This is a genomic window from Micavibrio aeruginosavorus (assembly GCF_051245535.1).
Classification (GTDB): Bacteria; Pseudomonadota; Alphaproteobacteria; order Micavibrionales; family Micavibrionaceae; genus Micavibrio; species Micavibrio aeruginosavorus_D.
Genome location: NZ_CP195303.1, coordinates 2,351,378 through 2,364,433, shown reverse-complemented (window position 1 = coordinate 2,364,433; position 13,056 = coordinate 2,351,378). Strand labels below are relative to the sequence as shown.

The window sequence follows — 13,056 nt, the reverse complement described above, 5'->3', positions numbered from 1 at the left end:
GCAAAGGACGCAACGTTTTTCACCACCTCCACCACCGGGCATTCCCGCGTAAGCGGGAATCCAATGGATAGATAGTGTGGATTCCCGCTTACGCGGGAATGCCTGAAACGGGAAAACAGAACACAAAACCCGTCGCGCTCTTCGCGTCCGTCGCGTTTCAAATCCTGCCTAAATTCATGAAGATCCCGGCTTTCGCCGGGATGACGAATGGGGGCCGATATTATTCGTGTGAATTGGTGTCTATTCGTGGTTTTATTTTAAACCCTCGGCACCATCAACCCGACCCGATTGCTTTCACCGCGCAGGGCGGCCACGATGGCGCGGGCTTCCATCAATTCGTCGCGCGATGTGACCGCGCGGCTGGAAATGCGGATGGAATGGACGGGGCCCATATCCTGTTCGGTCACACGCCCATCCTGCCCCAGCAGGGCGGCCTTCAGCGGGTTCAAAACCCAATCCCGCACACGGTCCTTCAGACAGGCATAATGGCGCAGCGCCGGCGCGCGATCAATCATGGCGGCCCGGCCCGCAACATCACGCGACAGGAACCCACCCACCAGCGCCGATTTCGGCAAAGCCGTCATCATCATCGTGCAATCATCCAAGGCCCGATCCGTATCCGCGATCAGATCATCCAGTTCATCCCGGCCCGGCACAGGGGTCAGGCTGGCCATATCGAACAATTCACGCACACGCATGGCCACGGGCGGCAATTCGAACGGGTCGGAAAAATACGGCATCAGAACCGGGGCCAATGGCGGATGTTCCAGAATGGCGCGGGCCAGCATAATATCCTCCACCCCCAGATCGAGGCGGTCAAAACCCTGCCATGACAAGGTCTGCATGACATTGCCGTCCTGCGCATTCTGGCGGATGACATCGACGTTCAAAACGCGGTGCGCCTGCATCGACACGGTTTCAACCCGGGCGCGGAACGCATCGGACAAACGGTAAATATCGAAGGATGGGGCGTAAATTTGGCTCGGCACGATTATTCTCCCTGTATTTTTTATAAGGATCGCACACGCCGCGCGTTTTGTGAAGGGTTAGAGAAGCGTGGCCAGCCCCACCGCCGCCAGAACCAATAATCCAAAATCACGGTTGGAGCGGAAGAATTTCAGACTGCTGGCCGGGTCATTCATATCCCAATCCTTCACCTGCCACGCCAGATGCATCGCAGCAGGGATCAGCGTTACAAAGCCCCACACCGATCCGATGGCGAGTGCGAGCAAGATCAGGGTCAGCGTATAAAACCCGGCAATCCAGATGCGGCTTTTTTCACCAAGAAACAACGCCGTGGATTTAATGCCGATGCGGGCGTCGTCTTCCTTGTCCTGATGGGCGTAAATCGTATCGTACCCCAGCGTCCAGAAAAACCCGGCGGCATACAGATACAATGCCGCCATATCCACCGCGCCCGTGACGGCAGCCCAGCCCATCAGCGCGCCGAAATTAAAGGTCAGCCCCAAAAACGCCTGCGGCCACCATGTGATGCGTTTCATCGCCGGGTACACGACGATAAACGCCACCGACAACACCCCCAGCAAAATGGCCGTGATGTTCAATTCCAGCAAAATCATCAGCCCGATGCTGAGCAACGCGCCCAGCAACACACACGCCGCCGGAACCGACACCGCCCCCGACGCCAGCGGGCGCGCCGCCGTGCGCTCGACCCGTGCGTCCAGCTTGCGGTCCCACAGATCATTGATCACACACCCCGCCCCGCGCATAACAATCGCGCCGACGGCGAACAGGATAATCAATTTCCAGTCATAGGGATTCATGGCGCGCACACCGCCCGCCGCCAGCACAATCGCCCACCAACCGGGCAACAGCAACAACCACGTCCCGATCGGCCGATCCAACCGCATCAGCAAGGCATAGGGACGCACAAATCCCGGGAGGTATGCAATCCAGCCTTGATGATGAATGTCGGTGTGGGTCATGGATGTCTCAGCATGAATGATGATGGGTCGGGCAAATGGCTTCCAGCTTTACGCGCTGTGCCTTTTCCACGTGGTTGGCATAGGTCTTTTCAAAATCGGCACGCGATTCAAACCCGGTGTCTTTATAAAATTGTTCATTGGACGGGTCCATGCCGACGCACCGCATACATTTATCCAGATTCTCGACCAAATTCCATGTGCCAAATTTTGTCGCCATCTGCGCGCCGCGCCCCTCAACCCAAGTCAGCGTCATCATCACAACATCATAGCCGTAATCTTCGAACGCCTGTTTCTTGATCTTCAACGGTGCAAAACCGGAATCCGATGTCATATCGCAACCGAACCGCGCCAACACTTCATGCACGTTGCCCATACTGGTCACCAATCCCGCGATCAGGAACGGATCGTTGCTGCTCTCCATAACGGCCAGATCATCCACCACCCGGTCCCACGTCGCCGCGGCCGCCGCCAATGCACATTTGTTAAATTCACGCTTGGTCACGCCCAACAGGCGCGGTGCCTTTTCAAACGGCACACCCTCCGCATCCAGATGACCCAATACGGTCATAAAGGCAGCCCGGTATTCACGCATGGCTTTGACGGATTCTTTGGTCATGGTTTTCATCCTAAATCTTTTAACGAATGACGCTTACAAACCAATTCCCACAAAATATGTCAACAGTCGATAGACAACCACCCAATTTTCATGGTGATATTCCCCCATGACAACCGATTTCAAAAAATGGCCGCGTTTGTTTCTGGATGCCGCGCTGAGCGCCGGGGCGGATGTGCCGCTGTCGCCGGATCAAACGCATTATTTCAAAACCGTGATGCGCCGCAAGGATGGCGATTCCGTTCGCGTGTTCAATGGCCGCGATGGCGAATGGGCCTCCACCTTTCATGCCGTCGGAAAACGCGATGGCGCGCTGCACATTGCCGATCTGTTGATTCCGCAAACACCCGCCCCGTCCCCGGCCCATTTGTTCTTCGCCCCGATCAAGAAGGCGCGGATGGATATGCTGATTGAAAAGGCGGTCGAGCTGGGCGTCACCGACCTGCACCCCGTTTTGACCCGCAATACCGAAGTGCGCGATGTGAATGATGAACGGCTGCGCGCGCAGATTATTGAGGCGAGCGAGCAATGCGAGCGGATGGATATTCCCACCCTGCACCCGCTGATCGCGCTGGACCGCGTGCCGGGGGCCTGGTCCGATGACACACCGATTTTTGCCGCGCTGGAGCGGCAGGGTGATACGCCGGACCTGCAAAATCTTTTGAGCAACCGAAACGCCTTCGCCATCCTGATCGGGCCAGAGGGTGGATTTACGGCGGAGGAAGCAACAATCTTGCGCAAAACCGCCCCCTTCACCCCGGTTTCACTGGGCTCCAGCATCTTGCGCAGCGAAACGGCCGCCCTTTATGGCTTATCCCTGTGGCGCGGGCGTTAAGACTTGATTTCCCCGCCCCCTTTGTCCTAACGTCCCTCTCGTCCGGGTCCGGCTTATAAAGAGACTCGGGTTGAAACAGGGACTGGTTTAGTGAAAAAACTCTCACCCATCTTCGCCGCCGTTGCGGCCCTTGCCACCGTGCCCGTGATGGCGGCAGAGGCAACAGCAGAGGCAACAGCACCCGCCACGGTGCCATCGGCCCATATCGAAGCGATGACCCGGCTGGTCCGCGATTACCGATTTTTCCATCACCACGGCCAATCGGCCCGCGATATTCTGGCGTGGCGGGTCCAATTAAATGGCTTCTCCGCTGCCGCCATTCCGCCAATGATTGACGATGAATCCTATCGCGACATTGAAAAAAGCCCCTATATCCGCGATTTCAAAATTCTGTCGACCAGCGCCATTCCCGATCCCGATTTACGCACGTCGGATGCCGCGACACTGGCCCCGATCTGGGCCGCCAGCGACACGGTGACCATGGCGGCCACCGGCAACATGGGCAATTATGTATGCACCGACAAGAAACAGACCGTTGATGAATGGCGCCTGCTGTTCTGGCAACGCATTACACCCTACACCTTCGCCGACAGCTTTATGAAGGTTGGCGCGGCGGAACTGGATGGCACCATTTCCTGCTATTCCTCCGAAAACGCGCCGGATCTGCTGTACCCACAGGGCTACGCGCAAGGCTTCTGTAATGATTATTATATGAGCCAGAACGAAATCGACGCCATGCGCAAAACCGTCCGTTTCAGCACCATGACCCCGCGTGAACGCATGATGGGTGATCGGCTGTTCGTGGCCCACCCGGATGCCGGGAAACAGGTCTGCAATATCGAGGGCACATCGTTTTCCGCCCCGAACGTCAACGGGCATCTGACCACCCTGCGCACCCAGTTTCCGGATGCGACGGACATGGATACATACATCACCGCCCTGCTGGCCGCGTCGCAGGACACGCTGCACATCGCGCCGGATCAGGATGCGGATTATTTCAACACGCATTCCGCCACAAACGCCCGTGGCCTGCATTACAACATGATCAGCGGTTTTGGGTTATACGACCCAGCCCGGCATGCACAATTGCTGCAAACCATGAAGACCTCCGGGCAGTCTTTGTCCACCCGCTTCATACAGGCCGCAAAGGGTGCCGTGAATGAACCAGACGGCGCAGACCGCACCATCACCTTCCACGTGAATGAAAACGCCGCCGCCGTGCGGACCATCGTTGAATTCCGCCTGATCCCCCATTCCACATCGAAAGATGACATTCTGGAACAGGGATTGCCCACGCATGTCACGCTGGTATCCCCATCGGGCACAGCCATGCGCTTGCCCGTTGCGACCGAACCGCTGTCTTTAAGCGATGCCGATGGCTACCGCATGGCCGTGGCCGCGCCGGCGTTTCTGGGTGAAAAAACCGATGGGGTTTGGACCCTGCGCCTGCCGCGCGGCGAATTTCATACGCCGAAAATCGGTCATGCCGCGCTTTATATCTGGGGCACGGATAACGCGACCTTGAACCGTCTGATTCCGGCGGGGCCGTAAGCCATGGCCCGTTCATCCGCTATCCTGCGCGCCATTGGATGCGCCACACTGGGCACGACGCTGACTGCCTGTTTTAACCATGCGGTCCAACCGGACCCACAGACAACGCCCGTTGTTTCCGTTGCGCATCTGGAACCCGCCAGCCGCTTTCTGAAGAAAGATTTGCTGTTTACTCACCACGCCCAATCGGCGAGTGGTATTTTCAAATGGCGGATCAAACAGAACGGCTATCGCGCCCCGTTCATCCCGATCATTGACGAAGATGCTTATGACAAGATTGAAGACAAGGATCATCTGCGCCAATACAAAGTGATTTCAGTGTCCAGCACGCCATCCCCCTTTGACAAGGCCCCGCGGGCGGAGACGGAAACGCTTCTGAAACTCTGGACGGAAACGGATGTGAACCCCATCATTGCCATCGGGAATTCAGGCAATTTCACCTGCCCGCAAAAACGCAATTATGACGCCCTGCGCCGTCAAATCCTGACCGCGTACAGCTTTTCGGACAGCGTCATTTTCACCGGCGCCGTGACCGAGGATGGATCGGTCACATGCTACACATCCGAAAACGCCCCCGATCTGGTTTACCCCACCGCGTATGAGCAGGGATTTTGTAACTATTATTACATGACACAAAAGGAAATCGACGATTTCCGCATCAGCATGTCACAGGGCGATCAGAACGGCATCAAACTGCAATGGAACACCATTCACGATTCCTTTGTCGCCGATCGAGAAGCCGGAAAATTAAATTGTGACGTCACCGGAACATCCTTCGCATCCCCCAACGTGGCCGGGCATATCGCAACATTGCGCAGCCAGTTCCCCGAGGCGACGGACCAAGATATTCGCGCCACGGCCTTGCTGTCCGCTTCACAAGATGACGTGGATGTTGATTCAGGACAGGATCGTTCCGCCCTGACAAAATCAATGGTTCGTAACGCACGCGGCCTGCAGCACAGCACAATCACCGGGTTTGGCATTTACAACCCCGACCATCATAAAACATTGCTGAATACGCTGCATACGAACAAACAGCATATCGAACCTGTGATCCTGCGTGATACGGGGGCAAAGACCGTTGATTTCGATTTTCAGCGCAATGCCCGCCGCGTGACCGTTCAAATCCCGGATGACATGGCAACGCTGAAAACAATTTTTGAATTTCGCGTCAAACCACAAACAGTATCGCCGTATGAAATTTATCAGAACGGCTTGCCGGAAGACGTGTCCCTGCGGTCCCCGTCCGGCACAGAAGTAAAACTGACCGCCGCATGGGATCGCCCCACGCTGGCCGACCCGCGTGGCATGCGCATGGTCGTATCCACCTCCGCCTTTCTGGGGGAAAGCACAAAGGGCAACTGGACCCTGATCCTGCCGCAAATGTATTTCGGCACACCAGAGGTCAGCGAGGCCCGCGTTTATATCTGGGGCACGGCCAGCCCGGCCATGAACACCCTCATACAATTGAAACCCTGACACCCCTAAACTTCCGGTGCACAACTTTGCCATGCCCCGTTGCCGGGGTTGGGGCGAATCGGGTATCCATTTGGCCCCTGACCCGCCCATCAAGAAGGCGCGCAGACAAAACCGAACCGATGGGTGTGATCATGTCCGTAGAAGCGCGTGCTTTTGCCGCTCTAAAGTCTGAGCCGACTTTGTCTGTGTACAATCCGCTGGATTCCCTGACCCACCTCAGCAACGCCGTCCGTACATTGGACAGCGTTCTGGACAGCCGTGGGCAAAAGGACATCGTTGACCCGGTCCGCCGTGATCTGGTGTTCGTGCGCAACACGCTGGCCGTTTGCTTTGACATATGGCAGGACGATGTGATGCGCCGCCTGACCCGGTCACGCGGTAATATTTATGTCTATTCCCTGACATTGGACCAGAGCGAAGACCTGACCCGCCGCCTGATCCCCGGTTTTGGCAAGGCCGCCGCGGATTTGCGCCGGATGGATATTCCGTCCCTGCTCCACATTCCCTCGGTCATCGACAATGTGACGGACGAAGCCCGTTCCTATGCCACGAACAGCCGGGCCGCCTTGAAACGCGCTTTGGCCCGTCCGGTGCAGCTTGACACATATAGTGTTATGGAATTTAAGGCTCGCCCGCTGCCCTCTTTGGTCGCGTCGCTGGCCACAGCCGTCTTTAAACCGGCCCGCCACGGTTAATTCCATCAATCCAGGCATTGCCATAACGCGGCAAGTTTTTGCGCTTCCCCCTTGCGCTGACCACCCCTTTCCGTGTATCAGAAAGGCGTGATTAAGGCGCTGTTTGCGCTGAGGAATATCACGTCCCGATCCTGTAACATGAAGCTCTGGTCCATGCGCATTACAACCCTCTTGTCCATTTTCCTTTCCGCTCTGGTTTTGATTCTGCCGTCCTTTGCGATGGCGGCTGACAATCTGGCTCATCCGACACAACTTGGCATGCTGCCTGCGGCGACACCGTCGGCAACTGAGATCCACAATTTCCACCACCTGCTGATGTACATCATCACGGGGATCGTGGCCTTTGTGACGGTTCTGTTGGTGTATGTCATGATCCGCTTCAACGCGAAATCAAACCCGACACCGTCCACCACCACGCACAACGTGCTGCTGGAAATTATCTGGACGCTGGTTCCGGTGATCATCCTGATCGTTATCGCCGTGCCGTCTTTCAAACTGCTCTATTATGTTGACCGCGCGAAAGACCCGGAAATGACGCTGAAAGTCACGGGTTATCAATGGTATTGGGGCTATGAATACCCGGACCAAGGCGGCGTGACATTGACCGCAAACATCCTGAAGGATGACGAAATTGATCCGGCCAAGGGTCAGATTCGCCTGCTGTCCACCGACAACCCGGTTGTTGTTCCGGTCGACACCACCATTCAGGTTCTGGTCACCGCCCAAGACGTATTGCACAGCTTCGCCATGCCGAACTTTGGCATCAAGATGGACGCCGTCCCGGGCCGTATCAACGAAACCTGGATGCGTATTGAAAAGCCGGGCGTTTACTACGGTCAGTGCTCGGAACTGTGCGGCATCAACCATGCTTTCATGCCGATTGAAATCCATGCCGTCAGCAAGGAAGATTTCGCCGCATGGATCGCCCGTCAACAGGCCGACCAAGGCATTCAGGCTCCCGCAGACGACGCGGGCGCGAACGCCGAATCCGCTGAATAATCACCGTTTTTCTTAAAAAGACCAAAAGGAACGCGTAACCATGAACGCTCATACAACACACCATGATGATCATGCGCATGATCATAAACCCGGTTTCTTTACCCGGTGGTTCTGCTCGACGAACCACAAGGATATCGGAACGCTGTACATCATCTTCTCGATCGTCGCTGGCCTGATTGGCGGTGCGTTTTCGATGCTGATGCGGGCCGAATTGCAAGACCCGGGCCTGCAACTGGCTGCTGATGGCCAGATGTGGAACGTCTGGATCACGGCACACGGCCTGATTATGGTGTTCTTCGTTGTTATGCCCGGCTTGATTGGCGGGTTCGGCAACTGGTTCGTTCCATTGTTGATCGGCGCGCCGGATATGGCGTTCCCCCGGTTGAACAACATCTCGTTCTGGCTGATGGTTCCGGCCTTCCTGTTGCTCGCTTGCTCGACACTGATCGGTGCGGGTGCGGGAACAGGTTGGACGGTGTATCCGCCATTGTCGGCCAAGCTGGGGCACCCGGATATGTCGGTGGATATGGCGATTTTCGCCCTTCACCTGGCCGGTGCGTCATCCATTCTGGGGGCGGCAAACTTCATCACCACGATCTTCAACATGCGGGCCCCGGGCATGACGCTGCACAAAATGCCGCTGTTCGTCTGGGCCATGCTGGTCACCGCGTTCCTGCTGGTTCTGTCCCTGCCGGTTCTGGGTGGCGCCATCACCATGTTGCTGACCGACCGGAACTTCGGCACGTCCTTCTTCAACCCTGAAGGCGGTGGCGACCCGATCCTGTTCCAGCACTTGTTCTGGTTCTTCGGTCACCCGGAAGTGTACATCATGATTTTGCCGGCGTTCGGTATCGTCTCTCACATCATCTCGACCTTCTCCAAAAAACCGGTTTTCGGTTATCTGGGCATGGCCTATGCGATGGTGGCGATTGGTGCCGTTGGTTTCATCGTCTGGGCGCACCACATGTTCGCGGTGGGTATGGATGTTGACACCCGCGCATACTTCACGGCCGCAACGCTGATCATTGCCGTTCCGACGGGGATCAAAATCTTCTCCTGGATCGCCACCATGTGGGGCGGGTCGATTGAATTCAAAACCCCGATGCTGTGGGCGATTGGCTTCATCTTCCTGTTCACCGTTGGCGGTGTGACGGGCGTGGTTCTGGCCAACGGCGGTATGGATTTGGCGCTGCACGACACCTACTACGTCGTGGCCCACTTCCACTACGTGCTGTCGCTGGGTGCCGTGTTCGCGCTGTTCGCTGGCTTCTACTACTGGATCGGCAAAATGTCTGGCCGTCAGTATCCGGAGTTCTTGGGCAAGCTGCACTTCTTCCTGACCTTTATCGGCGTGAACATGGTGTTCTTCCCGCAGCACTTCTTGGGTCTGGCCGGTATGCCGCGCCGTTATGTGGACTACCAAGCTCCGCTGCCTCCGGAACACCTGCAAGGCTTCTTCGTCAACCCGGTTGAGAAGATCCAGTGGATCATGACGCAGGATTACGGTTTCCACCTGTGGAACTATGTATCCTCTCTGGGCGCCTATCTGTCCGGTGCGGCAACGCTCCTGTTCGTGTTCATCGTGTTCTACACCCTGTTCTTTGGCCGCCGCGTTGGCGACAATTACTGGAACAACGGTCCGCAGAGCATGACCTTCGAATGGACCCTGTCCTCTCCGCCGCCGTTCCACCAGTTCGACGTTCAGCCGACAGTGAAATAAACAAACGGCCCCTCTAAGGGATTGAAATTAAAGAAAACACCCCCAAACGGGGGTGTTTTTTTATGCCCCGAATCAGGGGACAAATGATTTGACAGAAGCAACATCAGAGTCCTAGGATCAGGCCCTTCAAACAAAAAAATAACTTTAAACAGGGATACATATAATGCGCCTGACATCCAAAAATCTGTCCGCCCTTTTTCTGACCACCGCAATCGGTATGGGTCTGGGCGGTTGCGCAACGACCAATGACAATAATGCGGACGCGCCGAAGCCGTCCGAGCCGGTCAAAACCCCCGTTCAAGCAACGCCCGTGTCGCCTGAAGGCAACCCCGATCCCCGTCCGGGCTACGTGGTGCGCTTCAACGACCGCGAAGAATTTGAACGCTTTTCGATGATCGGGCTGACGCGCGCCTTGATCCAAGACAATTCCGTGATGCCGCAGGCACAGGACCGCGACAAATTGATGCAGGGCGCGATTGACGGCATGCTGAAAACATTGACCCCGCATGACGCCTACATCACAGCCGAAGACATGAATGACCGCATGAGCGGTAAGCCCGAAACCCTGACCGGGATCGGCGCCACCCTGGAAAAAATGGACGATACCGGATTGATCGTCGTTCAGGGCGTGCTTGACGGCGGCCCGGCTCAAAAAGCGGGCGTGTACGCGGGTGATATCATCAGCCATGTGAATGGCCAATCGGTGAAGGACTTGCCCATCGACAAGGCCGTCGGCCTGATCCGCGGCGAAAAGGGCACCACCGTAACCCTGACATTTGAACGCGATGGCAAAGCGCAGCCGCCCCTGAAGATCGTCCGTGATGTGGTCGTCGTCAAAGCCGTTGACGCCAAATTGCTGGACGATGTTGCCTATGTCCGCCTGTCCACCTTTATGGAGGGAGACGTCCATACACAGGTCGCCGATGCTTTCAAAAAACTGGAAGAAAAATCCGGAAGCAAGCCGGTCAACGGCTACATTCTCGACCTGCGCTATAATGGCGGCGGACGGTTGGACATGGCCGCCGAAATTACCGATCTGTTCGTTGGCCAGCAAAACAGGCCGATCGTTGACATGCGCGGCGCAAACGGCGTGGTCACACACGAATGGGCCGCCGTACCGGGGGATATTCTGAACGGCAAGAAATTGGTCGTTTTGATCAATGGCGGGTCCGCATCGGCCTCCGAAATCGTGGCCGGGGCCTTGCAGGACTTCAACCGCGCCACCTTGATTGGCACGCCCTCCTTTGGCAAAGGGTCCGTACAATCCGTTTTTCCGTTCGGCAGGTATATCCCGGGCCGCGAGGATGGTATGAAGGTGACCAGCGCGCTGTATCACCTGCCCACGGGCCGGTCGATCCAGAACGTCGGCATCACGCCGGACATCCTGGTCAACGGTGTTGATGAGAAAAACATCGAGCATGAACGCGATCTGGGCAACAATGTCGACAACCCGAACGGTGACACCGTGCAAAAACGGACCGAAACCCACACCTGCACCGTCAAGGATGATGCAACGTGGAAAAAACTGGGCCGTGATTACCGCTGGGGCCGCGATGATGTGGACCGTGCATTGCTGTGCGCCATGAAACATCTGAAGGGCACATCCGGGAATGCCACCATCACACCGGTCGCAGCGCCAAAGCCGTAAACATATAAAAAATTCAGAACAAACAGGGATGAATGCACAATGCAGTTCAATTCAAAAACCTTACGCTCCGCATTCTTAGCCGCGGCCCTTGGCACGGGTGTCTTTGGCTGCGCCACAGTCAAGGATGCCAGTGCGAGCCGCCCGGAGACCGCAACCGTCACCGCCCCTGCGGCGAAGCCCGCACCGGCCCCAACGGTTGCAACGGACGGAGAAACGGCACCGAAAATCATCACCGAATCGCCGGATATCGGCCCGGACTCCGAACCCGTCATCATGGTTCCCATGACCCTGAGCGAAATGGAAACCGTCAACTTGTACATGACAATCCGCGACGTAGCCGGCAAAATTTCTGTCCATGACGTCGATCAGGACAAGCTGAGCACGGGCGCGATTGACGGCATGCTGAAAACACTCAGCCCGCATGATTCCTATGTCAGCCCGGAAGATCTGGAGATTATCATGGGCAACGCGCCCACAACGATCGGTATCGGCGTTGTCATCAGCATGGAAGAAGGCGCCGACAGTATCCGCATCCTTGAATTGGTCGAGGGCGGCGGTGCCCACAAAGCGGGACTGAAGCCGGAAGATCACATCATCGCCGTGGGCGGCGTGACCATTACGAAAGACAACCTGTACAAGGTTCAAGACACCATCGGCGGCCCCGCCGGTACAACCGTGGCCATCCGCGTGCGTCGTGACGATCAGGAATTGGATTTCACCATTACCCGCGCACCATTCACCGTTGCATCCGTCGCCAGCAAGATGATCGGCACTGTGTCCTATATCCAGCTGCGCGATTTCCTGACCGATGGAAGCCCGGGGAAAATCAAAGCCGCCATAACCAAAGCCGCCAGCAAAAATCCCGCTGGCTACATTCTGGATTTGCGCTCCAACACAGGCGGCCGTTTGGAACAAGCCACAGACATCGTCGATATGTTTGTGGATGGGACCAATCCGACCCTGACCATTCGCGGCCGCGGCGGCGCGGTGGCCCAGACATTCAATGCCACACCCGGCGATATCCTGAATGGCAAGAAACTGGTCGTCCTGATCAATGACGGGTCAGCCTCCGCATCGGAAATTGTGGCTGGTGCCTTGAAAGATTTTGGCCGGGCCACGATCATCGGCACGCAAAGCTTTGGCAAGGGTTCGGTGCAGAGCGTTCTGCCACTGGCTGCGAAATTTCCGGACCGCAAGGATGCCATTAAAGTTACAGTTGCCTTGTACCACCTGCCCTCCGGTGATTCTATTCAGGGCCTTGGCGTTATGCCGGACATTTTCGTCCAGGATGTCGACGACGTTGCCCCGGAACACGAACGGGATTTGAAGAACACGCTGCATAACCCTGAAAAAGAAACGCGCACGGCGCAGCCCAAATTCACCTGCGCCGTCAATGACGGCATCACACCCGATAAGGTCGTGATGGATGCCCGCATTACAACCAAGGCGGTGGACAAGGCTCTGCTCTGCGCGCTGGAACATGTGCTGGCAACCCCGTCGCAAACGACGACCAAACCGGTTCCCCCGGCCCCGCAACCGGGCGCATAACTGGTAATACACTGAAACAATT

The 13,056-nt window shown here is 56.6% G+C and carries 11 protein-coding genes; 8 read left to right on the top strand and 3 right to left on the bottom strand.

The window, feature by feature from the left end; translation table 11 throughout:
* Window positions 1-257: 257 nt before the first annotated feature.
* The 3 genes from ACSC94_RS11275 to ACSC94_RS11265 are packed head-to-tail and all read right to left on the bottom strand — an operon-like array spanning window position 258 to window position 2,562.
* Window positions 258-989, bottom strand: coding sequence for a hypothetical protein (locus ACSC94_RS11275; RefSeq protein WP_435640938.1), 732 nt, complete (start codon window positions 987-989; stop codon window positions 258-260).
* Between the two features lie 57 nt (window positions 990-1,046).
* The gene (ubiA, locus tag ACSC94_RS11270; RefSeq protein ID WP_435640937.1) at window positions 1,047-1,946 is read right to left on the bottom strand and encodes a 4-hydroxybenzoate octaprenyltransferase; all 900 of its coding nucleotides are present in this window, start codon (window positions 1,944-1,946) and stop codon (window positions 1,047-1,049) included.
* A gap of 7 nt (window positions 1,947-1,953) precedes the next feature.
* Window positions 1,954-2,562, bottom strand: coding sequence for a hypothetical protein (locus tag ACSC94_RS11265; RefSeq protein WP_435640936.1), 609 nt, complete (start codon window positions 2,560-2,562; stop codon window positions 1,954-1,956).
* A 106-nt stretch (window positions 2,563-2,668) separates the two neighbouring features.
* Between ACSC94_RS11265 and ACSC94_RS11260 the strand changes: the two genes are divergently transcribed.
* From ACSC94_RS11260 to ACSC94_RS11225, 8 genes are all read left to right on the top strand, one after another.
* Window positions 2,669-3,394 (top strand): 16S rRNA (uracil(1498)-N(3))-methyltransferase, encoded by a 726-nt coding sequence (locus ACSC94_RS11260; protein ID WP_435640935.1) that lies wholly within the window; start codon window positions 2,669-2,671, stop codon window positions 3,392-3,394.
* 90 nt (window positions 3,395-3,484) lie between these two features.
* On the top strand, window positions 3,485-4,945 hold the full coding sequence (locus tag ACSC94_RS11255) for a hypothetical protein (protein ID WP_435640934.1): 1,461 nt from the start codon (window positions 3,485-3,487) through the stop codon (window positions 4,943-4,945).
* A 3-nt stretch (window positions 4,946-4,948) separates the two neighbouring features.
* Window positions 4,949-6,424, top strand: a complete 1,476-nt coding sequence (locus ACSC94_RS11250) for a S8 family serine peptidase (protein ID WP_435640933.1) — start codon at window positions 4,949-4,951, stop codon at window positions 6,422-6,424.
* A gap of 131 nt (window positions 6,425-6,555) precedes the next feature.
* The gene (locus ACSC94_RS11245; RefSeq protein ID WP_435640932.1) at window positions 6,556-7,119 is read left to right on the top strand and encodes a hypothetical protein; all 564 of its coding nucleotides are present in this window, start codon (window positions 6,556-6,558) and stop codon (window positions 7,117-7,119) included.
* Between the two features lie 153 nt (window positions 7,120-7,272).
* A complete protein-coding gene (gene coxB / locus ACSC94_RS11240; protein ID WP_435640931.1) occupies window positions 7,273-8,118 on the top strand; it encodes a cytochrome c oxidase subunit II in 846 nt (281 codons plus the stop codon).
* 40 nt (window positions 8,119-8,158) lie between these two features.
* A complete protein-coding gene (gene ctaD, locus ACSC94_RS11235; RefSeq protein ID WP_435640930.1) occupies window positions 8,159-9,838 on the top strand; it encodes a cytochrome c oxidase subunit I in 1,680 nt (559 codons plus the stop codon).
* A gap of 163 nt (window positions 9,839-10,001) precedes the next feature.
* Window positions 10,002-11,486: a S41 family peptidase gene (locus ACSC94_RS11230; protein WP_435640929.1), complete on the top strand. Its 1,485-nt coding sequence runs from the start codon at window positions 10,002-10,004 to the stop codon at window positions 11,484-11,486.
* Between the two features lie 39 nt (window positions 11,487-11,525).
* A complete protein-coding gene (locus ACSC94_RS11225) occupies window positions 11,526-13,034 on the top strand; it encodes a S41 family peptidase (protein WP_435640928.1) in 1,509 nt (502 codons plus the stop codon).
* The last annotated feature ends 22 nt before the right edge of the window (window positions 13,035-13,056 follow it).